Consider the following 20169-nt stretch of genomic DNA (forward strand, 5'->3'; position numbering starts at 1 on the left):
AGCCACCGTCAGGTGGCTTGCAGTACGTGGTTTGGTTTATTGCTGATCTTCTGCATAAACCCCGGCGGATATAATGGCGCCGCCAATTTCCCGTTGCCCATAAAGCAGGGGAACGGGATTGCCAGATGCTGTCGTGTTAACGGGACCACCAAACGCATAGGAGGGTTTGTTATCAGGTTCCTGACGCATTCGCAGACCTGAAACCTGAGGAGAGAGCATCTGCACTACACCACCAACGGCCATAGAACCAGCTGCGGCATATAGTGCCATTTGTGTGCTTGCTGCCCATCCTATTGGGTTCCACCAGGTAAAGGCCGCAATTGCGGCGGCAGTAACAATTTGAAAGAGCCCCGCCCTTTTACTACCGCGTATGACAGGGATAATACGGAGCTCATCACCAGGCCCAAGAAGATCAAACTCTTCCTTGCCTATGTTTATTTGGTTTCGGAAGATGACAAAGTCCAGCCCTTTCGCTCTGGTCTCTCGCAGGTAGGCATCAAATCCGTCAATGGTGTTAGAAAGTGCCCTGAACACTTCGCTGGCCGACGTTAGTGCGCGGCGATGTGTCCTGCCAAATCGCTGAGCCATTGAGCCGCTGAGTTTGATAACGGTTTTTCTTTCCATTACATCAAATCCTTATAACGCAGAATTTTGATGGTACGGTCACGGTAATAGCCACCGTAGGGAATACGCTGGCTTAGCTGGCCATACATGTGATGCAGTAGCATGTTGCCATCAAGCAAAATCCCGGCATGGTTCGGGACGGTAGACTGAACCTGCATGATAACCATGTCACCTGGCTGAGCGGGACCGTCGTACTCACGAAAACCGCATTCCTGCCAGTTGTCCATATAGAGGTTTTCACCCTGCTCCCACCAGTGGCGATCTACGCTGTAGTTGGGCAGTTCAATGCCGTGTTCGATGCGGAAATAGTCCATGATGAGAGACCAGCAGTCTGCATATCCGAGAACAAACTGGCGCCCTGTGAGGGGTCGGTCTCCGCGAGGCATGACGGTGCGAATGTCGCCCTCCGGCCACGATGCAATAATCCAGGGCAGTTCCGTGGCATCACACATCAGCATGTCGAGCTCGCTCGGCTGAGTTGTTGCCCCGTCGCCGGGATGGCTGTGGACGATCGCCACCACAGTGCCCTGCTCTTCGGCGGCCGAATAATCCTCAGGATTAATTTCAAATTGCTCAGTCGGCGACTCAGCATTATTTTTGCAGGGGATGTATTTCTCCACCCGCCCCTTCTGAATAACCACGCCACAGCACTCCTCGGGGAAGGATGCGGCGGCATGCGCCAGAATGGCGCTAACTGTTTTCTCGCGCATGATTATCCTCTCAGAAGTGAAGCCCCAGGGAACCCGCCATAATCCAGCTGCTCATTCTCTCCGAAACGAGGTTTGCAGCCCGTTGACAGCAGTCCGGAGCAAACATCCTGTGAGGGATCGTCCACCCGGTTGCCGTCTTTATCGAACCAGCCGTTTTGCCCGGCGTAGGTGCAGCCGTTCCCGGTTTTGTACCAGCCCCGCATGCACCACGTGCACATTGGCTGAATTTGCCGGGTCGGAATAAGTTGCCCGCGCAGATCGGCTGGACTGGAAAGCTCAAACTCTACGGTTTCATCGTCCGATCCTGATTTACGGTCGATGTAATAAACCTGTTTGCGCTCCTCGTTGGGATTCGCAGTCGGGTTCCCGTCAGGAAAATTTCTTGCGTCCAGGTAGTGGGCGAAGGTGTCATGGATGATCACCTTTGCTTTAGCCATCCCCTGAAACCTTCGGCACAGCGCGCCAATCGTACCGCTGATGTTTGCCACGGTGAGAGACGGCCGTGAACTCTGGCCGTCACTGCTTACAGATATGCCGGTCAGTTCATACGGCCACGCGCCATACTCCTGCCCCTGCCACCACACCGACTTCGGCTCAAGTTTTGACTCGTCGCCGCCTGCGGCGATGATTTCCGCCTCGGTATGCGGGATTGTCTCGTTGTGAAAGCGAAGAATACCCGCACCGAACGCTGAGCCGTCTACCTCGATCAGGCGGACGCGCTTACCCGGTTCCAGTTTCTGGACATCAGATGAAATACTCATGGATGGTATGCCTGTATGAATGTGCTGCTGAGGGTGTATTTTTTGTTGCCGTGGGTAGATATCTGGAAGGATTCCGCGCGCCATAAACCTGAAGGCTCAAGCGGTGGCTTCCAGATAAATGACTTCCACCCTGCATGTCTGTTCAGAAAGTTTTTAATGGCCTGAATGTAAGCCTCGTCGCCGGTAAAGCTCACGCTCCACTGAGGTGTTACCGGGTTGATGCCGTCCCCGGCCACCTGTGTATAGCCATCGCCAAACTGCGCCTTTCGGGTACGAAAATTTGTATCAACCTGAGAGGCAACCTTTGGGCACCAGCTGAAGGTTTCGACTGCCATGGTTAAACTCCCTTGATTAATCGCCACAGAGGCGAGCCCGGCATGCTGGCCTGTTCGTTAATGACACCAGTGACGGCATCCTTAAGCTGCCTGCCTGCTGCTCCGGCAGTACCCTGACTGGACGCCTGTGGAGATCCGCCCTGAATATTGATATCGCCGAAGTTAACTGAAGGCACACCGCCAGAGACCTGTGGCATCCCCACTGCGCGAACGGCAAGATCACCATTAGGTGCCCGCGTGAGGGGCATAATGGCTTCAGGACCTGCCTCGCCGAAAATCCCCGCACCCTTGGCAAAAGCAAACAGCTGAGGCGTCTGGAAAACGCCATTGCTGTAAGCGCTCAGGGACGGAGAGTCGTAAACGTTACCCTTCGCATTAAATGTGAAGTTCGCGCCAGCATTCTGAATGGCGGTACCGCTGCTGGCGGTTGCGGCTGACGAGGCACCAAAACTGAACAGTGATCCAATTGAGCTGACGCCATTAGCAACAGCCATGTTCACCAGAACGTTCTGGATGATCTTCAGTACGCTCACGCCCCAGTCCTTCCAGCTGTCAACGTTGCCATTGAGCATGTCGGTGATCGTGGTGACCGCGCCACCCATGGCCTGCTTCATGCCGTCAGCGGCCATGGAAGAATAATCAGTAGCTTCGTCCACCCAGTTCGCATAACCCTCAGACAGTCCCGTCATCCAGTCGTCACGCTGCGCATCAGAAGCTGCGTAATATCCCTCCTGGTCGCGCAGGCGCTCTTCGAGGTAGCGCTTATTAAGTGCCAGCCCCTGCTGATAGAACGTCTCGTCGATTTCACCAGCCTGACGCTGGCGGAGAAGATCGGTATTCTTCTGCTCAAACTCCTTACGCAGATTGAACTGCTCCTGAAGTCTTTCACGGAACCTGGTTCCCTGCCCGTATCCCAGCAGTTGCGCTTCATTGGCCGCGCGGGCGCTGGCGTTACTGTCGGCAAGGTTGGCTTCGTAATTTCGCAGTTGCTCACGCAATTTAACCTGGTCAATCAGTGCAGCATTCTGCAATACCGTCTTTTTCTGGGCTTCCGTCAGAGAAGCAAGTTCCCCCTGGCTGACCTGGTATTTAACCTTCGCCAGCTCAGTATTCTGACCTTGCAGGGCAATCTGCTCTTTTTGCTGCTTGATAAGGCGCTTATACACATCCTCGGTTTTCTCGCCTTCGGTTTTACCGCCCTTCGCCTTAGGTTTGTTGGCCTCATTATTCCGCCATTCAGCAAGACCGTTATTAATCAACTCCTGACGGCCTGTCTGGAATTGCGGATCACTGGTTAACCCCAGGTCATCGGCTGCATAACTCAGTCGCAGGCGCTCTTTTGCTTCACCCTTCAGGCGTGACAACTCCAGATCCCGGCGGCTCTTTTCGAGGGCATCGGTTTGCTTTTTGTCGAGGTCGGCCTGAGGAAGTCTGAGCGGGACGTTAGCCAGCCCCTGACGCGCCATAAGGAGTTGGTTACCCAGGCCGAGTAATCGATTAAGTTCATCGTGCTGCCCATTCATCAACAGAAGTGATTGATAAGCCCGGTTCTGATTCGCCGCCTCCTCCCGAATTAGCGTCACACGCCGATGCTCAAGACCTTCAAGAACCTGTTGGATAGAGGCAGATTTCTCCTGCATCTGGGCAAGCCTTTCCTGCTCAACAGATAACTGTTCAGTGGCTGTAGCCAGTCCACGGGTCACGGTATCCAAAGATGTCAGGTGGTTAATCATGAAACCACCGCTGGTCGTTGGACCGGGATTACTGATCACTGACTGATAACCAGCTATCTGCTCTTTCAGATTTTCTATCTTGCTCTTTTGTTCATCTATCAGCCTGTTCTGCTCATTCAATGCTGCGCGCGTTTTCTCAGCATTGTCTGAAGCTTCAGGCAAAGACATTGCCTTCGACTTTTTACTGACTTCATCAATCGTGGTGGCGTATTCCTGCGCCGAACGACGGGCCTGCTCCTGATTTTGATAGACCGCATACCAGGCACCAGCACCCAACATGACCAAACCCGGTATTCCGCCGATGAGACCAAGTGCACCACTCATCAGGCGAGTACCAACTGATGTTACATTGTTGAGATTTCGCTGGGTGGAGACGCGATTTGCCAGATTCCTGTCTCTGGCTGCCTCCGCAGAAGCCAGTCGTCTTTCAGCAATAGCCTGAGCATCGGCATTTTTTGCAGCCACCAGCCCTGCCTGCGCACGCTCAAGCGCAGTTCTGGCCCTGACTTTTTCTGTGGCGGAGCCACTTGCAAGAGCAGTGGTCAGCCTGGCTTGAGCTGCTGTGACTTTGGCTTCCGCTGCCGCAATTTTTTCTTGCTGAGCGGCCTGAACATCTGCACTTCGCGATCTTTGAACAGCTTGCTGGGCTCGATAAACTTCTGCCCTTGAAGCTGCAACAGCAGACTGAGCCGCTTTATCCTGCGCGACAGCAAGGGCAACCTCTGATTTCGCAGCTGAAATTAGCGCACCTGTTGCGCTACTGGCGCTGGTTACAACTCCGCTGAGGTATCTTGCCAACCCAACACCAACAAGCGCCCCAGCGACTGTTGTAATTGTTGACATATTGTCAGCAACGTCATTCAGCGCGCCGCTCACTGCTGATGAAGTAAAAGAATCAAGCGTCTGGGCAACATTATCCAATCCGCCAGACAACGCATCAGTAGCACCGGTTGCCTGGTTTACACCGCCCACCCAGGCCATGAATGAGTTAGTTACTTTTTGAAGGGATCCGGAAACCGTTTGTGGCATGCTGGCAAATTCGCCCTGCAATGCTCCTAACTGGCTCATTAAAGCTGGGACAACCTTATCGATCGTAAGCTGTCCCTGGTCAGCCATGCTCTTGAGGTCTTTACGGGCTACACCCATTCCCGCAGCCAGAGCGCGGATTACCCGATCACCGGCTTCGTTAACGGCATTAAATTCTTCACCGCGAAGAACGCCTTGTGCGAGCGCCTGGCTGAACTGAGTGATAACAGAACTCGCCTCCTGAGTGTTAGCCCCAGAAAGTTTAAGGCCGGTAGAGACAGCTTCGGTAATTTTCAGAACTTCGTCAGAGCTATAACCGTACTCGCGCATTGAGGCTGCTGCGCGGGAAAAAAGGTTTGCGTTATCTGAAAATGCCGTGCCGGTTCTTTGGCTGATTTCCATTAACTGACGCTGTGAAGCAGCAAAATCATCAGCAGAAGATGATGCCTGTTTAAGACGAGCGTTTACGGAATTCCACTCATCAGCAATCTGCACAATTTTACCCGTTGCAAAAGCTGCCGTAGCTGCGGCGGCAGCCCTTCCAGCCGATGCAAATCCGGCAGTCAGATCAGATAATGCCCTTTCGCTCTCTCTGGCGGCAGCGGCGGCCTGACGACCACCATTTTGCATGGTTCGGTAATAATCCTGCCCCATGCGTGAGGCGCGGGAAATTTCCGTCTGGAATGATTGCGAGTTAGCGGAAATTTTAATAATCAATTCACGTAATGTTGCCATCACATTTCTCCAGGCGAAAAAAAACCCCGCCGGAGCGAGGTTTAATTTGTTGCTGCTGTGCCGGGTGCCTCCCGGTGAGTCCTCCAGTCAAAGAACTCGCGATCTCGTTTACGTTTCTCATCAGAGAAATTTGACTGTACGCCCATCCGCATAGGTGGATTCACAGCAGCAACATTATGCTAACTTAGGAGTTCGTATCTGACAAACTCATTTTGAACAAGTATTGGATTTGAAATTATTGGATGCGACCCACTGCCAGTTAAACGGATAGCCAGCTCGATACTGAGTTTGTTCAACCACCTTACGAATGCCATAAATTTGTACTGTTGTTTCTTGTCCGCCAACCATGGCTACACCAGAACAAATAGGGTCCTGTTTATCAAGCAGACCGGCACAACCTGAAAGCACGCTAGAGATACCCAGAGCCAAAATAAATCTTTTCATTGCACATCCTCTTAGTTTTTCTCAGATTAACAGCAATTTATTTTGGATTAAACTCGTGTTAAAGCAGGCTTGGAATTGTAATCACCAAATTTCTTTAGCCAGAGAGCAAAAAGAATGTTCTTACTGTGTCGCAGCTGTAAGTGCAGCCTCAAGCCCTGCAAACGGGTCCTTCGGTTCTGATTGCTCATCGCCCCCCCAGCGCAGGATCGCATCATCAAGCGGTACTTTTGCCCCCTGCGAGCCGTAGATGGCAGAGACGAGCTGGGCTGCCTGAATGTCGCCACGGATATCGCCAACCGGACTTTGCCTGTCGAACTCAATCCACATCAGAAGCTCGCTTGCCGTCATATTCTGCCGAAGCTCTGAGAGCGTGCGCCCCATCCGGAGCGCAAGCGACATCAGAAACTTTACGCCGGGGGTTGAGACTTTTCCCGCGCTTCGTCCGCGTTGTTGATCAGGTCAAGCGCCTGCTTGAGCAGGCGTGAATGGACGGGGCCGTAGATTTCACGCACCTGCTCTTCTTCGTCTACGCTGAATACCGGTTGCTTATCGGTGTCGCACAGGACGTCAATGAAGAGCACCACGTCAGCGCAAAGATTACGGTGTGCCTTTTCCGATACCGACACATTTTCATCATCAGCACCCGCTTTCACCACCTCCTGCCAGCGCAGCCAGGCTTCTCCAGACGGCTCACGGAGAACCACTTTGACGCCTTCCCACTCAGGAACGGCGACCGTCTTATGACGAAATCCCGACATCTTAGCCAGGGCGAGATTTTTAATATTCTTCATGCGACCTCTCAGGAGCCAGACTCGATGTTTTCAGGCTTACCTTTCAGGCGCAGGGAGAACGTTGCCGCCACTACGCCGTTGGTACCTGAAGACCAGGTGTGCTGGCGGATTTCAGCCAGGAACTTAAAGCCCTTGCCGGACGGGAAGATAACCTGGAAAGCGTAGGTCGTATCGTTGTCATAGGCCTCACGCAAGGCGTCCTGCGCCGGATTCTTGTAGAAGTTGCCGGACAGAGAGATTTCTGACGGAGAAGGCAGGCCGTTGATGTTCTCCTGCTCGGTAGAGCAAAGTGTTGTTACGTCGATATCCTGCTTCTGACCACCGGTGAACTGAATTTCTTTGATGGTGCAACTCAGATCGAGGAAGGTTGCGGAATCCATCGTTTCTTTGGTGGCTGGCAGGGAGGAAATAAGGATCTTCGTCAGCTGCGATTTTTCATAAAGTGCAGACATAGCTGTCTCCTGGAAAAAGAAAACCCGCCATCAGGCGGGTTCGTTGGGTGAATTAATTGTCAGGGGGTAACTTTAAAATCCAGGGTGGCACGGTAGAGCCGATAATCTGGCTCGTACCCGGGGATTTTTACCACCTCTGTAGGGGTTAACGGCTCAAGCGAAGCGAGCACCAAATCTCTCAGGGATCGTGATTCAGCGATCGAAGTGGAATACACATCGACCTGAACGGAAACCCTGCTCTCTGCCTGGCCACACAGTACGTCAGCGGAAACATCATCGACGATGGAAAAGATAATCCAGGGTGGAGAGACAGACGGTTTCCCGTCACTACCTAATGGCGCAACATAGGGGTATACCCGTCCTTCTGCCAGGGAAGAAAGCAAGGCGTAGATATTATCTTCATTCACTTGCTCAATACCTCATCAATAGCCTGATTCATCCTGGCAATGGCGACGCTGGCGGCCTCTTCCTCGCGAGTATCGTAAGCGGGTCGCACAAACGGATGTGGCGGCATGTTGGCAGTTCCCATTTCAACGAATCGCCAGTAAAAGGCGTTTCTCGGGTTATTCGCCTTCATCGTGTTATCGCTGTTGCCGGTGCGCGGGTTAACGCCACGAATATGGACGCCGGAAGAAATCTCCCCGCGGCGGCGGCTTTTTTGGGTCACCACCACCACGTTTTTTTTCAGTTTTCCGGTGCGCACCGGTGCACGTGCGATCACTTCTTCCTTAAGCACTTCCGCGCCGGCGCGCGTGGCATCACGAAGAACCTTATTGTTTTCAGCGCGGCTAAGCGCCTCCAGATCCTTTGCGATGTCATTTAACCAGGAAAAATCGAGGCTCGTCTCAATCATTTTTCGATCCCCTGCTTACAAAGAATTTCGAGCTGAATACCACGAGAATCAGGGATTGGCGGACCAATGATATTTAAAATGACACCCTTGAACGGGCCAGTCACAACCCTGAGTCTTGACGCAGCAGTTATATCGTTACGAAATCGAGTCCATACCCTGATAGTGGCTACGGCCGTTTCTGCACCTGCCGCTACAAGCTCACGCCCGCTGATACCTTTAACTTCTGCCCATGTAGTCGCGCCGTCATGCCACGTTTCAACAGGCTGACCAGAAGGGTCTCTGGATGTTGTTATGTTCTGAATAACCACCATGTCTCTCAGTCTTCCGGCCTGCATACCCCCCCCCTACAATCCATAAATGCGGTATGGCTGCAATAGCGCTTCCACAGCAAAAGGTACGGCTGAAGTTATGTTCCCGATGTTTACCGCTTCCCTGTTTGCATACCAGTGACCGATAAGCAGTAGCATGGCTGCCTTAACATCATCATTGAGCAGTATCGGGTCCGGATCGTCAGCGTAACCAGGGCTGCTTTCCTTTTCATAGAGCGTTCGCCGTGTCCATGTCTGGACGTACCGGGCCGCCGCACCTGTGTAAATCTCCAGCAGAGCATCATCACCCGTAAAGTCGGCATCAATGCGGCAATGCTGTTTCACCACATTCTGATCAAGCATTTGTTTGCCCCGAAAAAAGCGGCCCGAAGGCCGCAATAGTTATCAGCTACCCGCGCCGGTGCTGAATGAACCGTACACGAACGCCTCAGGGCGTTTCACAGCCAGCGCCAGACGTTCTTCGCAGCGAATGGAGATCATGTTTTTCTCGAAGTCGTCGGCGTTTTCGGTGGAGATAACCACGTTGGCATCTTCACGATCGAACAGTTGAGCTGCGGCATTGAATGCGCCTGTCAGGAATTTGCCCTGGAAAGCTGCTGCCTCAGTTGCTACCACCGGAAGCCCCCAAAGCGTAGGGCCAGTCAGGGATGCCGGGTTAGCCAGGATATAGCGGCCCATACTGTCTTTCGTGAGCTCGATTTTCGCCCAGTCGATGAAGTGCAGGACGTGGCCAGATGCAGGGAATCGAGCCAGTTGAGCCTGAAGCATTGCCAGGCGCAGATCATCAATCCCGTTCTGGCTCTCAACAGAAAATGCCGGGTCGAATGCTGAGGCCTGAGGAACGATGCCGTGCAGGTGCACACCAGTTCCGTCGCCGAACAAGATTTCCTGTTCCTCAACATATTTCAGGCCGTAACGCATCTCAGCGTCAACCGTAGACTGGAGTTGAGCGAAATCGTCAAGGATCTGCTTGGATGCCTTAAACATGTGCGCGATGGTTGTCACCGGCGTGATTTTAGTTGCGAATTCAATATCGCTGTAAGGTTTGGCAGTCCCCTCTGCAACGACTTTCGCTGCATTGGTAAAGCCCGTTTGCTGCACCCAGAAAATAGCCGGTGAAGATGTGCGGCCAGGCGCAATCAGATCACGAATGAAGAGACGCTGTTTTGGTGCAGTGTCGATTCCAGGCAGTCGCTGTGGTTCAACCACGCCATCTGCAACATCTGTAGAAAGCAAGGCCGCGTGAACTGGGACGCTTACGCGCTTATTGCCTTCAACGCTCGCGGCAAAGGCCTTCAACGCCTCGCTATTAATCACCACCTGTCCAACAGTTTCGGTAACTTTAGCAGCGTTGTTCAAAGGCATTTGGGCAACATGCTGTTCCAGCTCACCAAGGCTGGCCTTAAGGGTTTTTTCAGCTTCCTTAAGAGCGTTGAGCTCTGACGCCATTTTATCTACAACATCTTTGGTCTGAGCTGAGAGCTGACCATTCTTTTTCGCTTCGGTCAGTGCCTCTTCTGCTTTCGCGTTGAATTTGCTGGTTGCATCTTCAATGCTGGCAGTGACTTTTTTCAGAATTTCGTTTACTTCAGACATAAAGGGTCCTTATTTGACTAACGCCGCAAGAGCGCTTTCAAGTGAATTGAGGGTTTCAGGTTTGATCTCTTCGGCAGCGCCCGGCGTACCGTCGTTGGTGGTGACAGCGCCAGGCATGCCACCAGATAAGGCTTTAATGAGTTTTCTGCGCTCAGAGCGCGGGGTGTTGGTTTTAGCCAGCAGCGCATCAAGTTTGCGAAGCGCGGCCGCGGGTGATTCATCGCCATCACTGACCGCATCAGCAGAAAGCAGGCTGTCTGCCAGTCCCTTCGCCACAGCGTCACTGCCACCGATATAACTCTCGGCGTCCATCAGTTTCTGAACGGCTGCCATATCAAGGCCGGAACGCGCCGCGTAGATGTCTGCCATAGCGGTATCGAACGGCTCAAGAGACTGTGCCAGTTCCGCAAAGTCATGGCGGTTACCCATCGCGTAGACCCAGCAGTTGTGGATCATCAGGAAGGCACCACGACCGATCTGAATATCATCCCCGGCCATCGCAATGACCGAGGCGGCGCTGGCGGCAATACCGAGCACCTTCACCGTCACACGGCCTTCGTATTCACGCAGAAGGTTGTAGATGGCCAGGCCTTCAAACATGTCACCGCCAGGGGAGTTGATATTGACCGTGACGTCGGCGCCATTCATCGACCGTAGCGCACCGGCGATACGTTTGGCTGTTACGCCTTCACCCCAGTAGTCCTGCCCGATCACATCAAAAACAGAAATACTGTTGTCGTCGGTGGCCGCAGCTTTGATCCCGCCGTCCCAGCGGTCCAGTGCGGACGGTAATGTTTCACAGGTAACGCGCGCGCAGGGGCGACCCGCCGGTGCTACCGGAAGTTGTTTTTTGCTCATCAGGAAAGTGCTCCTAAGCGGCCTGTTTCAGCGGAGATTGTTCAAAGGAAATATCGGGGAATACGTGGTTATGCAGTTCTCTCAGAGCCAGAGCCTGAACAGCAGGATTGCTGCTTTCGAGATTTTTCAGTTGCGTCAGGTTGAGCTGAACGGTGTAAATGTCACCCCCTTCAATCGGTGGCATATTCTCAAGACGGCGCACGTCATTGCGGGACATCCACCCATTCTGGAGCGCACTGGTATAGTACGCAGCACGGCCCGCGCTGTCGGCGCGCAGCAGTCCTTCTACAGAGAACTCCGCGAACACCTCATCATCGCTGTCCAGCAGGCACCGTCCTATTTCCTGTTCTATGTTCACCAACAGGGGTCGCAGGGTGTGCGTCAGGAACTGGAGGTTCATGCCCTCCAGACTGGATGCCCAGCTGCTTTGCTTCGTGGTGTGACCGACCATGAAAGGCGGAACGCGAAACCAGCGACAGATTTCCTCAATACTGAAAGAGCGGCTTTCCAGCATCTGGGCGTCTTCGGGATTCATGGTGACGCCCTGGTACTTCAATCCGCCTTCAAGCACCATGATTTTCCCGGCGTTTTTTGAACCGGTAAATGCAGCCATGTAGCTGCGAAGTCTTTCACGTTGTTCGTGATCCAGTGCACCCTCAGCGGAGAGAAAACCTGAACTCTGAAGCCCCTGTTCAAAAATCTTCGCGGCAGACTCCTCAACCGCCATTGCAGAACCGATCACATCCCGCCCTGTTTTCATCGGCATCATGCCGCAAACACCGTCAAGACCGAACCCGCGAATGTGCATGATGTTTTTGACGGGAATGACGCGCTCGTTACCGTTTTCAGTGTATTTGTATTCCAGCGCCCCGGTCGTGAGACGTTTAACCACCATGTTCTGCGGCAGCAAAGGCACCAGCGAAACCAGGCGGTTTGCGATGAATTTCTTCTCAATGAAGGCGTTCCCGCGCAGGCAAATACTGGCGACCACCATCAACATAAAGCGTGATGGTGTCATTTCTGAATTGGGTCGGCGGCACAGTATCGAGTAGGCCGGATGATCGGTTGCCGCTTTACGCGAACCGTCAGGCTGTCGAACGTATATTTTCAGCGGAAGGGTTGAAATAGACTCGCTTAACAGTCTTACGCATGCCCACACAGCCGATAGCTGGATGGCTTTATCGGCCGTGACCACCTTTCCGCTGCTGCTGGTACCAAACCATTCCTCCCAGAATGTGCCGGTAGTCAGGCTGATAGGCACACCAAGCCAGTTAAGCAGAGCACTTTTAACCCTGCCTGGCCGTTTGTTTTTTTTCATCAGAAACCTACCATGATGGGATTATTGAAGAATCCGGAGAGATCCTGCTGGTCGTTGCCACCGTTAACCAGAACGCGGCTCATTGCTGTGAACAAGGCCGCAGGGCCGTCAATTTTGGCCTCTGGTGTGGACTTATTCGGGAAAATGTTCTCGTTCCGGTCAGGTTTGACGGTTACGTTGGACATCATCCAGTTCATCACCGGGTGATCGCTGTGATGGAAGCGGCCACCGTATACCAGCGCTTCGACCTCTTTCATCGCCTCAGAGAAATTGCGAACCGTCTGCGGCACTTCCACCAGCGGCAACCCTTCTTCTGCCAGCGCAAGGCTGAACTGCGTCGCACTCCACGGGTCGAATCCAATTTCTTTCAGGCTCTCGCCAGCTACCCACAGCTGTAGCTCTTCCTTAATCTGAGCATGGTCGATTACATCCCCGTCGGTAAGGATCAGCTTGTCCATCCCGGCCCACTTACGATAGAGCTCTGCCATCTGGCGTGAACATTTCTCAAGGCGTCCTTCCGGTAGCCAGAATTTGAAATCAGCATGAACGTGGCCATCTGGCGCGCGCCAGACTTTAGCGGCCGCACAGATATCAATTTTGTTTGACAGGTCAACGCCCACCCAGGAGGGATAGGTTTTAAGTTCGTGCTGCGGGGCGATAAACTCGCATTTCTCCCATTTCATCATGTCCATCCAGGCTGACTCAGCGGTAACCCAGATATTCATGTGCTTGGTGAAAAAGTTGATTCTGGCCGAAACCTGCTCTTTCGCCTTTTTAGCCAGGCGGCGCAGGTCATCCCAGCGCTTACAGATACCCAGCCCCGGATTCGCCTTCTGCCAGACTTTTTCATCAAAGGGATCGTCACCTTCATCTAAGGTGTAGATGATGGCAAAAAACGTATCGTCTTTTACCAGCCCACGCAGCACCTTGATGGCGTAATCACGCAATTCGTAGCAGATGCCTTCTTTGTTGAAACCGGCGGTGGTGATACCGAAAAGCAGCGATTGCAGACGCGCACCGGTTGCCGTCTCCAGAACGTCCCAGACGTCACGGGTTTTGTGAGCATGCAGCTCGTCGACGATAGCGCAGTGGATGTTCAGACCATCGAGGTTGTTCGCATCTGATGATAATGGCTCGAACTTGGAGGCCGTTTGCTCCTGGTAGATAGCGAGCTTGTTGAATTCGAAGATCCGCCCAAGCGTGGCTTTCGCCTTTTTGACCATATTCTTCGCGTCTTCAAAAACAATTCGCGCCTGGTCACGGGTGGTTGCAGCGGAATAAACCTCCGCACCGCCCTCGCCGTCGGCGCCAGCCATATAAAGCCCCACGCCAGAGCAAAGCGTTGATTTGGCATTTTTACGAGCCACCTCAACATCTGCTGTCCGGAAGCGCCGGACCATTACTGGACGACCGCTGCCGTCGTTACGCAGAACGGTTTCTCCCGTTTCTTCGTTAACCAGCGGGATCACGAAACCAAAAATATTAATCAGGATGAAAACGTGCCAGTCCATCAGCTCAATAGGCTGCCCTGCCAGCGCGCCTTTTACGTGAGGTACAAAATTATAGAAATTCAGAATGTGCTGCGCGCGCGGTTCACTGAAGAAAATACCGCGCTCTTCGCCGTGTGCCAGATCGTCAAGAAAACGCTGACAGGCAAGGCGCACATACTCACAGGCAATAATTTCACCTGCCACTACCCTCTCGGCGTAGCGGATGCCTTCTGCAACCTTAGCCATTAATCTCTCGCTTTCATAAACTCGGCCAGCGGGTCAACCGCTTCAGGACCTTTTGCATTCACTTTCGATCGGCTGGCTGGAGTCATGCCGAACTCACCAAGCATGGCACGCAGACGTTTCCAGGCATCAGCTTTCATGATGGCTGCGGGGTGAGCCTTGATCAGCACATCACCGTTCTGCGTTTCGGTCCGGTAGGTGTAGCCCTCAACTTCAAGCGTGTCGCAGTGATGCCGGTATTCGGTATAGGCCTCAACCAGCAGCTCAAGGGCTCTGGCGTCCAGCTGAGACATCACACCGATAGCATCAAGCTCGTCGGCCATCCGTTTAAACCAGTATTTCCCCTGCTTGTCGAAATGCTTCGGCGTTGGGGGTACCCCTGAAGGGGGTTTTGGTTCGTTCTCATTGATCGGGCGTTTAGATGGGTTACCCCTCACCAAACGTAGATGGGTCGGGGTTTTCGGTGGTCCAGACATAATCGAAAACTCCTATTAATTATCGAGTGGGGAACCCCATAAAAAAGTTTTCTAACCTGCGGCGATGTGAAAAGAGGTTAGGCGGCGGTCCTTTGGCGCGTCGTTCCTGAACTTTCAACCCGCCCTCCCCCTCTGTCGATTCAAATGAAAATTGATGTCATTTGAGTCTTTCGACCGCTGTCTTCGCCCTGTGGCAAGGCTTGCAGAGGCTTTCGAGGTTGGACAGGTCATCGGTCCCCCCATTTGCTTTGGCGGTGATGTGGTCCACCGTCTCAGCGGGTTTATACCTTCCATTTCGCAGGCATTCCTGACAAAGGTGTTTATCTCTGTCGAGAACGATTGGGCGCAGCCTGTCCCACTTGCTGCCATAACCTCGCTGATGCCTGCTCTGTCCTCGCTGATGCTGCTGCCAGCCTTCGTTAAGGTGCTTGGGACAATAGCCCGAGCGGTCTGTGGTTGTGCCAGGGCAGCCACGCTTGCGGCATGCCCTCGGTATTAACGCAGGCATCAGGCTAACCTCCACGCCCGGCGGCGTTCTGTGCGTGGCGCTGAGTCTGGGTGACGCTCAACCGGTTCGCCGTCAGCATGGTCCACCAGCGAGTAACACGGATAGATCACTGAGCCACCCCATGCATCACCCACAGCGTAATCGGCGGGCTTGCTGCTGTCCCATCGAGAAAGGACTCGTTCAATATGCTGAGAAGGTACGCTATAACAAACGCCGTGTATCAGCCGCGGCAGTGTGATGTAGTCAGCCTGAGTCTTATCAGCAACTATCAGCCGTTCGGCTATCTGTATTTGATACTGAGGTGGGCGACCAGTGCCCAGATAAAAACTTATCAAGGAATCAGGGAAGCGTTTCAACCAGTTCGATACTGGTGTGTAGAACAAATCCACAGGCAGCGCGTCATCCTCAATTACGACAACCCGGCATGTTTGTTCTGCTGCCCACTCAAGCGCGCGGCGATGATTCCAGTTCGCACCGTGGTTACCGTCATCAATCAGCAGATGGGCATCCAGCAGCGCAGCAAGACGTTGTGCATGTCCTGTGCGAGAGTGATGGCCGACCACCACAAACTTAATCTCTTCAGCCACCAGCGAATCTCCAATAAAAAAGCCGCACAATAGCGGCTACTGTCTGAATATCAGGGTGTTGCTTCTCTTTAACCCTGGTTAAGGTAAGCATTCAGCCCGTCAGTGGTGGGACACTGGCGCACTCTGTCGCGGGGGGATGGCTGATTACCTCCGAAAAGGAAAATACCCATGGGTTCCATGTCAGAACTGGAAAAAGCAGTTGCAGATTTGCAACGTGAATTAAAGATTGAAAAAGCCACCAATAAACTGGTTTTTTCTTTGATTATTGAAGCTGTTAACAAGCTGTCACCAAAACAGAATGTTGGGGACGTTCTGATGGATGTACTGAAGGAGGTTACACCGCCTGAAATTTCATCTGCCCCAGATGCTCACGAAGCGATTAAGAGAGTTGAGAAAATAATTCAGAAGAAGCAACCGCGTTCGTAACTTCCTGAATTAAATCGTCAGCGGCTCGGTGCTGAGCCGCATTCACAATCTGATCGATTACAGTTTTCGCATGAGTTTCAGCGCGCTGCTTGTAACCTTCAAGAGTAAAGTCTGCTGTAATGTCTTCACGGTAAGGTACAGTCAGCATTGTTTTCTTATTGATATGTACTTTGACGTCTCCGCCAATAGCCTCAACCGTTTTACAGTCCAGTCCCTCCGCTGAAGAATAACCGTTTATTTTTAAGCTAAACGATTTTTGAGTCGGAAACTCAACCTCATATGAAATCATAAGAACTCCTGTTATTTATGGCGCCACCAAGCATTTTCTTTGCCGATGCCATCAGTTTTGAAAACGGTATGTACCAGAGGGCCGGTGACCAACCTGTCAGCGAATGACTGCGCAACAATGCCGAACGCCATCATGTCGCCCACACCGGCGCCTGCCTGTTCTTTCTTCCAGAAACGATAGCTCTCGATCCGGTAGTAAAGACGGATGATGCCGTGAGCGAACGCCATTACATCAGCGCGGGTACCACCCAGCAGTCCAGCATTTAGCATCACATCGTTGCGATGCTCTTCAATGAACTCCTGATAGATGCGCTCCGGATGATTCTGCTTTGCCCAGGCGTCAGCGTAAGTCTTTGGTTCTGAACCGACGTACACCTTCCCGGGCGCCATTTCTTCCCACGGGGCGCGAAGCATTTCGACATCGGTACCATCGGTACACCAGACGAATCGGTATTCAGGGTGATCGCGTAGATGTTGCCAGATGTGCAGCCATCGCCGGAAGTAGACATTCATCTTCACGTCAGGAACGCGACATAGCTCAACATCTGCCGAGGCTGCATGCAGCTCATCCACCAGCGCTATGCGGCCACAATTCCGAAGTGATGAGGCCCATTTAGCCAGCATGTCAGGCGAGGCCGCCATTTTCGTGCCGCGCTGCGGGTCAGGCTGACTGGTGAGCAGCGTTGTGATAACTACATCGCGCTGCTGGCGGTATTCAACGTAACCAGTAAACCCGGCATCACGCCGTTCGTTGTGGATCTTCACGTTACGTTCCACCAGCGCCTGTCGGTCGGGACGCGGTACCGAACGCTCTACGGCTTCATGCTCATCGAGAGAATGGATCAGCTTTTCTGAACCGACCACATCACCGTAAGCCCATGTCGTCAGGCCAGCATTATGGATGCGCAGGGCGAGGTCGCTGTGTTCGTACATGCCGCGACCGTAAACGGGATCGAAACCGCCAACCTTCTCGATAGCGCTGCGGTGGTAATACAGCATCACGCCGCGCTGCCCGGTGTAAGCGATGTGCTTATCATCCCGGTACAGGACCGCCATATCCTTCAGCTTATTCGTCCCTGCCAGATCGAGAAACTGGTAAGCCAGGTGCGGTTCGGGTGATTCGATGTATGGAAGGTGCCAGTTATCAGCGATGGGCCAGGCGTCATCGTCCCAAAGGAAAAGATGCTCACACCCGGCGTCCATCAGCGCGGTTAAACTGGCGTTCTTCGAAGCAACAATGCCGAGTGATGTTTCATGGCGAAGTAGCTGCACGCCGTCAGGCACTACTGCGGCAGGTTTTGAACCATCATCGACTACCACCACCAGCGCGCCGGCTGGCAGATGTTTAATGTGCTGCTCAATGGCGCGGTTTAAAACGTCTGGCCGGTTGTGGGTAGTGATGGCAATGCCAATCCGTGACGCTGAAGCGCAGGCAGGCACAAACGGGACACCATCAATAGTGACCTGCATTTGATTTTCCTTTTAGACGTGAGCCTGTCGCACGGCAAAGTCGCCGAAAGTTAACGGTTTGCCCAGGCTCACAGCTGAAAGACTTTCTTTGATGTGCGCGTGCGATGCACAACAAAAAGGCCGCCTAAGCGACCTTTGATTTTTTAACGAGATCCACCGCCTCCGGGGCGGGAATCAGCAGATCGTCCACCACAGCGAGAACCATCGCTTGCGGTATCTGAGTCATGTTGACAGTTACCTGCATACGCTTGAGTTGTTGCACCCAGAGACATCAGAATAAAAAGAACAGCCAGTACCTTTTTCATTGTGCTTACCATGTGTAGGCCATCATTTGACGGCGCGTTTATCATAGTACTTTTTCTTCATGCACGAAAACCCTCCAACGAGTGACTAAAGAATTTAATGCTCGTGTGAGCCGCTTGATAACTTGTAGCGGGATAGTGCTACTTTTTCTGCGGCTGCGATGAGTGCAAGAAAATTCTTAAAGCGTCCACTTGCGCTTGAAAGCAAAATGACACAGGTCATTATTAATATCCTCTGAGCTGGCTCCTACCAACGCCAGAGGGTGTAGTACCTTAAAACGAAATAAGCCGTATAAGTTGCCCTCCAGTGGAGGGCTATTTTTTTACCATTATCAAGCCCACCAGCAGGTGAGCTTTGTAATGGCTACGAATCCACCGCGTTATGCAGTGCTTCCTGACTGGCAATATGCTCGTAACGAGAAACCGTCTTTCCGTTCTGGTTCATCACGTAGGCGACCTCGCCGGGTTTCAGGAATACATTTTTGTCCATTCCCGAGACAGCAATACTCTGCTGGTTAGGATTGAAACCAACGCTCAGACCGCAATGAATCTCTTCGCCGCCGCCAAGTGACATTACTTTTACTGTTAACATGCTTCTTCTCCTGCTTCTTCTGGGAATAAAAAAGGCCGCCCATAGGCAGCCTTTTGACGTTAGAGATGTTACTTATGAGGTATGACATGGTTTACAGCAGTAGTAACACCCGTTTGATTTTGAATAATGCTTCTTAGCTTCCGTGACAGCTGGACGACATGTGTCGAAGATACCAAGGTAAATGCGATTCTCTGTCGCAGGCATAAATGCGCATCCTGTAACGTGTACCTCGTGGTCGCCGTTTGCCTGAGCATTTTTATTTACGTAATAGAACTGTCCCATTTTTAAAATCCCAGAGTGACGCTGCTTCTTGCAGCACCTGAGATGTTAATAATCTTGTAGCTTCAAAGTTACGATATATCCTTAAACTTTGAGCTAGTTCACTTTGGCCAATTGATAAAAAACATAAATCCGATGAAAGCGAATAGCAGTCCAGCAGCTCCAGCAATAACGATTAAAGCCCAAACAAGAATTGTTCCGATGGTTGCAATCACTTGGACCTCACTTCCTTTGGATTCTGACAGTTAGCCTGCCACGCTTTGTTATGAGCCAGGATGTCTTTCTTCGTCTGGCGGTCCAGCACATCCCAGTCGTGGGCTGTGCCGTAGATGGGTTTAACCCAGTCGCAAGCCGTATCCACTACCTCAACCCTTACGGGTCCAGTTGTCCCGCAGCTCGCGATCAACATCGTCGCCAGGCATATGGTTAACAGTCTGCTGTACATTGCTGGCCTCTTTCGTTGCTTCTACCCGGCGTTCGGCTGCTGCGACCGTTGCCGCTGCGTTATCTTCAGTGCGCTGCTGGTCGGCTTTCGCTTCCGCTTTGCTGGTGCCGCGGATATGGCCCAAGCCAAACGCTCCGACAATTGCTGCTAGCGCTGCAACTATTAGCCCCAGCATTGTTTCAAGGTTCATCTTTCGTCCCTTACCTGCTGCTGTACTTTTCCGACCAGTTGGCTATGAGATCCAACCTCTGATATACCGATTCCACTTATTCCGATGTATTCACGTCCCGTTTGTTTATCCTGGATGAGATAAACACCACGCCAATTGTCATAAGCGAGCCCGTCACGGAACTCTGACATTTTTGTCACCTTGATGCGGTCGGCATCCGATGAAAGTTGAGATGAAACTGCCATTGTTGACTTGGCTGGCGCTGGCCCATTGTCACAAGCAGACAGAAGGAGAACGGCGGTAATCAATAGATATATCTTTGTTGTCAT

General features: G+C 52.5%; 26 protein-coding genes and 1 pseudogene. 1 reads left to right on the forward strand and 26 read right to left on the reverse strand.

All coding sequences use genetic code 11. From position 1 onward, the window contains the following. Nucleotides 1–36 precede the first annotated feature (36 nt). From SK53_RS06650 to SK53_RS22590, 20 genes and pseudogenes are all read right to left on the reverse strand, one after another. Nucleotides 37–624 (reverse strand): tail assembly protein, encoded by a 588-nt coding sequence (locus SK53_RS06650; protein WP_032648711.1) that lies wholly within the window; start codon nucleotides 622–624, stop codon nucleotides 37–39. After that, nucleotides 624–1334 carry a C40 family peptidase gene (locus SK53_RS06655; protein ID WP_048208861.1) on the reverse strand — a complete coding sequence of 237 codons (711 nt, stop codon included), beginning with the start codon at nucleotides 1332–1334 and terminating at the stop codon, nucleotides 624–626. Before SK53_RS06655 ends, SK53_RS06650 begins: the two co-directional genes overlap by 1 nt. 2 nt (nucleotides 1335–1336) lie before the next feature. Then, nucleotides 1337–2095: a phage minor tail protein L gene (locus SK53_RS06660; RefSeq protein ID WP_006809150.1), complete on the reverse strand. Its 759-nt coding sequence runs from the start codon at nucleotides 2093–2095 to the stop codon at nucleotides 1337–1339. Further along, nucleotides 2092–2430, reverse strand: coding sequence for a phage tail protein (locus SK53_RS06665; RefSeq protein WP_047731790.1), 339 nt, complete (start codon nucleotides 2428–2430; stop codon nucleotides 2092–2094). The genes SK53_RS06660 and SK53_RS06665 overlap by 4 nt, the downstream gene beginning before the upstream one ends. A 2-nt stretch (nucleotides 2431–2432) precedes the next feature. Then, entirely contained in the window at nucleotides 2433–5924 is a 3492-nt protein-coding gene (locus tag SK53_RS06670; protein ID WP_048208865.1) for a phage tail tape measure protein, read from the reverse strand. 207 nt (nucleotides 5925–6131) lie between these two features. Continuing rightward, nucleotides 6132–6368, reverse strand: coding sequence for a phage exclusion lipoprotein Cor (locus SK53_RS22575; protein WP_072052052.1), 237 nt, complete (start codon nucleotides 6366–6368; stop codon nucleotides 6132–6134). A 120-nt stretch (nucleotides 6369–6488) separates the two neighbouring features. Beyond that, nucleotides 6489–6767: a phage tail assembly protein T gene (locus tag SK53_RS06675; protein WP_045332808.1), complete on the reverse strand. Its 279-nt coding sequence runs from the start codon at nucleotides 6765–6767 to the stop codon at nucleotides 6489–6491. 8 nt (nucleotides 6768–6775) lie between these two features. Continuing rightward, nucleotides 6776–7159 carry a phage tail assembly chaperone gene (locus SK53_RS06680; RefSeq protein ID WP_001549114.1) on the reverse strand — a complete coding sequence of 128 codons (384 nt, stop codon included), beginning with the start codon at nucleotides 7157–7159 and terminating at the stop codon, nucleotides 6776–6778. Nucleotides 7160–7191: 32 nt separating this feature from the next. After that, nucleotides 7192–7611 (reverse strand): annotated as a pseudogene (locus SK53_RS06685) (phage tail tube protein); the annotation flags it as partial. A 59-nt stretch (nucleotides 7612–7670) separates the two neighbouring features. Beyond that, entirely contained in the window at nucleotides 7671–8018 is a 348-nt protein-coding gene (locus SK53_RS22580; RefSeq protein WP_022648886.1) for a tail completion protein gp17, read from the reverse strand. Beyond that, nucleotides 8015–8464, reverse strand: a complete 450-nt coding sequence (locus tag SK53_RS06690) for an HK97-gp10 family putative phage morphogenesis protein (protein WP_048208867.1) — start codon at nucleotides 8462–8464, stop codon at nucleotides 8015–8017. Before SK53_RS06690 ends, SK53_RS22580 begins: the two co-directional genes overlap by 4 nt. Further along, on the reverse strand, nucleotides 8461–8799 hold the full coding sequence (locus SK53_RS06695) for a phage head closure protein (RefSeq protein WP_048208869.1): 339 nt from the start codon (nucleotides 8797–8799) through the stop codon (nucleotides 8461–8463). The genes SK53_RS06690 and SK53_RS06695 overlap by 4 nt, the downstream gene beginning before the upstream one ends. 9 nt (nucleotides 8800–8808) lie before the next feature. After that, on the reverse strand, nucleotides 8809–9135 hold the full coding sequence (locus SK53_RS06700) for a head-tail connector protein (protein ID WP_032659093.1): 327 nt from the start codon (nucleotides 9133–9135) through the stop codon (nucleotides 8809–8811). Nucleotides 9136–9177: 42 nt separating this feature from the next. After that, nucleotides 9178–10389: a phage major capsid protein gene (locus SK53_RS06705; protein ID WP_048208871.1), complete on the reverse strand. Its 1212-nt coding sequence runs from the start codon at nucleotides 10387–10389 to the stop codon at nucleotides 9178–9180. Nucleotides 10390–10398: 9 nt separating this feature from the next. Beyond that, a complete protein-coding gene (locus SK53_RS06710) occupies nucleotides 10399–11247 on the reverse strand; it encodes a head maturation protease, ClpP-related (RefSeq protein ID WP_048208873.1) in 849 nt (282 codons plus the stop codon). Nucleotides 11248–11260: 13 nt separating this feature from the next. Further along, nucleotides 11261–12565: a phage portal protein gene (locus tag SK53_RS06715; RefSeq protein ID WP_040092011.1), complete on the reverse strand. Its 1305-nt coding sequence runs from the start codon at nucleotides 12563–12565 to the stop codon at nucleotides 11261–11263. Then, nucleotides 12565–14301 carry a terminase large subunit gene (locus SK53_RS06720; protein ID WP_016063095.1) on the reverse strand — a complete coding sequence of 579 codons (1737 nt, stop codon included), beginning with the start codon at nucleotides 14299–14301 and terminating at the stop codon, nucleotides 12565–12567. The genes SK53_RS06715 and SK53_RS06720 overlap by 1 nt, the downstream gene beginning before the upstream one ends. Continuing rightward, nucleotides 14301–14774 (reverse strand): phage terminase small subunit P27 family, encoded by a 474-nt coding sequence (locus SK53_RS06725; RefSeq protein WP_048208875.1) that lies wholly within the window; start codon nucleotides 14772–14774, stop codon nucleotides 14301–14303. Before SK53_RS06725 ends, SK53_RS06720 begins: the two co-directional genes overlap by 1 nt. 157 nt (nucleotides 14775–14931) lie before the next feature. Then, nucleotides 14932–15282, reverse strand: coding sequence for an HNH endonuclease (locus tag SK53_RS22585; RefSeq protein ID WP_075262512.1), 351 nt, complete (start codon nucleotides 15280–15282; stop codon nucleotides 14932–14934). Beyond that, nucleotides 15282–15872 carry a hypothetical protein gene (locus tag SK53_RS22590; RefSeq protein ID WP_075262526.1) on the reverse strand — a complete coding sequence of 197 codons (591 nt, stop codon included), beginning with the start codon at nucleotides 15870–15872 and terminating at the stop codon, nucleotides 15282–15284. The genes SK53_RS22585 and SK53_RS22590 overlap by 1 nt, the downstream gene beginning before the upstream one ends. 165 nt (nucleotides 15873–16037) lie before the next feature. Between SK53_RS22590 and SK53_RS06740 the strand changes: the two genes are divergently transcribed. Then, a complete protein-coding gene (locus SK53_RS06740) occupies nucleotides 16038–16295 on the forward strand; it encodes a hypothetical protein (protein ID WP_040117529.1) in 258 nt (85 codons plus the stop codon). Here the strand turns inward: SK53_RS06740 and SK53_RS23575 are convergent. The 6 genes from SK53_RS23575 to SK53_RS06765 all read right to left on the reverse strand — a co-directional run bounded on the left by SK53_RS23575 (nucleotide 16249) and on the right by SK53_RS06765 (nucleotide 20169). Continuing rightward, complete coding sequence (locus SK53_RS23575) at nucleotides 16249–16584, reverse strand: hypothetical protein (RefSeq protein ID WP_040117528.1); 336 nt, start codon at nucleotides 16582–16584, stop codon at nucleotides 16249–16251. The genes SK53_RS06740 and SK53_RS23575 overlap by 47 nt on opposite strands. A gap of 11 nt (nucleotides 16585–16595) precedes the next feature. Then, on the reverse strand, nucleotides 16596–18053 hold the full coding sequence (locus tag SK53_RS06745; protein ID WP_048208879.1) for a glycosyltransferase family 2 protein: 1458 nt from the start codon (nucleotides 18051–18053) through the stop codon (nucleotides 16596–16598). 666 nt (nucleotides 18054–18719) lie between these two features. Then, nucleotides 18720–18947 (reverse strand): hypothetical protein, encoded by a 228-nt coding sequence (locus SK53_RS06750; RefSeq protein WP_048208881.1) that lies wholly within the window; start codon nucleotides 18945–18947, stop codon nucleotides 18720–18722. Nucleotides 18948–19437: 490 nt separating this feature from the next. Beyond that, on the reverse strand, nucleotides 19438–19587 hold the full coding sequence (locus tag SK53_RS06755) for a hypothetical protein (RefSeq protein WP_255349773.1): 150 nt from the start codon (nucleotides 19585–19587) through the stop codon (nucleotides 19438–19440). 4 nt (nucleotides 19588–19591) lie between these two features. After that, a complete protein-coding gene (locus SK53_RS06760; protein ID WP_048208885.1) occupies nucleotides 19592–19861 on the reverse strand; it encodes a hypothetical protein in 270 nt (89 codons plus the stop codon). Then, complete coding sequence (locus SK53_RS06765; RefSeq protein ID WP_048208887.1) at nucleotides 19858–20169, reverse strand: hypothetical protein; 312 nt, start codon at nucleotides 20167–20169, stop codon at nucleotides 19858–19860. The genes SK53_RS06760 and SK53_RS06765 overlap by 4 nt, the downstream gene beginning before the upstream one ends.

It is taken from the genome of Enterobacter sp. MGH119, from assembly GCF_001037675.1.
Lineage (GTDB): Bacteria > Pseudomonadota > Gammaproteobacteria > Enterobacterales > Enterobacteriaceae > Enterobacter > Enterobacter hormaechei_C.

Excerpts from the sequence above, each read along its gene's own strand:
- SK53_RS06650 (WP_032648711.1), bottom strand. The coding sequence starts at position 624 with ATGGAAAGAAAAACCGTTATCAAACTCAGCGGCTCAATGGCTCAGCGA.
- SK53_RS06655 (WP_048208861.1), bottom strand. The coding sequence starts at position 1,334 with ATGCGCGAGAAAACAGTTAGCGCCATTCTGGCGCATGCCGCCGCATCC.
- SK53_RS06660 (WP_006809150.1), bottom strand. The coding sequence starts at position 2,095 with ATGAGTATTTCATCTGATGTCCAGAAACTGGAACCGGGTAAGCGCGTC.
- SK53_RS06665 (WP_047731790.1), bottom strand. The coding sequence starts at position 2,430 with ATGGCAGTCGAAACCTTCAGCTGGTGCCCAAAGGTTGCCTCTCAGGTT.
- SK53_RS06670 (WP_048208865.1), bottom strand. The coding sequence starts at position 5,924 with ATGGCAACATTACGTGAATTGATTATTAAAATTTCCGCTAACTCGCAA.
- SK53_RS22575 (WP_072052052.1), bottom strand. The coding sequence starts at position 6,368 with ATGAAAAGATTTATTTTGGCTCTGGGTATCTCTAGCGTGCTTTCAGGT.
- SK53_RS06675 (WP_045332808.1), bottom strand. The coding sequence starts at position 6,767 with ATGTCGCTTGCGCTCCGGATGGGGCGCACGCTCTCAGAGCTTCGGCAG.
- SK53_RS06680 (WP_001549114.1), bottom strand. The coding sequence starts at position 7,159 with ATGAAGAATATTAAAAATCTCGCCCTGGCTAAGATGTCGGGATTTCGT.
- SK53_RS06690 (WP_048208867.1), bottom strand. The coding sequence starts at position 8,464 with ATGATTGAGACGAGCCTCGATTTTTCCTGGTTAAATGACATCGCAAAG.
- SK53_RS06695 (WP_048208869.1), bottom strand. The coding sequence starts at position 8,799 with ATGCAGGCCGGAAGACTGAGAGACATGGTGGTTATTCAGAACATAACA.
- SK53_RS06700 (WP_032659093.1), bottom strand. The coding sequence starts at position 9,135 with ATGCTTGATCAGAATGTGGTGAAACAGCATTGCCGCATTGATGCCGAC.
- SK53_RS06705 (WP_048208871.1), bottom strand. The coding sequence starts at position 10,389 with ATGTCTGAAGTAAACGAAATTCTGAAAAAAGTCACTGCCAGCATTGAA.
- SK53_RS06710 (WP_048208873.1), bottom strand. The coding sequence starts at position 11,247 with ATGAGCAAAAAACAACTTCCGGTAGCACCGGCGGGTCGCCCCTGCGCG.
- SK53_RS06715 (WP_040092011.1), bottom strand. The coding sequence starts at position 12,565 with ATGAAAAAAAACAAACGGCCAGGCAGGGTTAAAAGTGCTCTGCTTAAC.
- SK53_RS06720 (WP_016063095.1), bottom strand. The coding sequence starts at position 14,301 with ATGGCTAAGGTTGCAGAAGGCATCCGCTACGCCGAGAGGGTAGTGGCA.
- SK53_RS06725 (WP_048208875.1), bottom strand. The coding sequence starts at position 14,774 with ATGTCTGGACCACCGAAAACCCCGACCCATCTACGTTTGGTGAGGGGT.
- SK53_RS22585 (WP_075262512.1), bottom strand. The coding sequence starts at position 15,282 with ATGCCTGCGTTAATACCGAGGGCATGCCGCAAGCGTGGCTGCCCTGGC.
- SK53_RS06740 (WP_040117529.1), top strand. The coding sequence starts at position 16,038 with ATGGGTTCCATGTCAGAACTGGAAAAAGCAGTTGCAGATTTGCAACGT.
- SK53_RS23575 (WP_040117528.1), bottom strand. The coding sequence starts at position 16,584 with ATGATTTCATATGAGGTTGAGTTTCCGACTCAAAAATCGTTTAGCTTA.
- SK53_RS06745 (WP_048208879.1), bottom strand. The coding sequence starts at position 18,053 with ATGCAGGTCACTATTGATGGTGTCCCGTTTGTGCCTGCCTGCGCTTCA.
- SK53_RS06750 (WP_048208881.1), bottom strand. The coding sequence starts at position 18,947 with ATGTTAACAGTAAAAGTAATGTCACTTGGCGGCGGCGAAGAGATTCAT.
- SK53_RS06760 (WP_048208885.1), bottom strand. The coding sequence starts at position 19,861 with ATGAACCTTGAAACAATGCTGGGGCTAATAGTTGCAGCGCTAGCAGCA.
- SK53_RS06765 (WP_048208887.1), bottom strand. The coding sequence starts at position 20,169 with ATGACAACAAAGATATATCTATTGATTACCGCCGTTCTCCTTCTGTCT.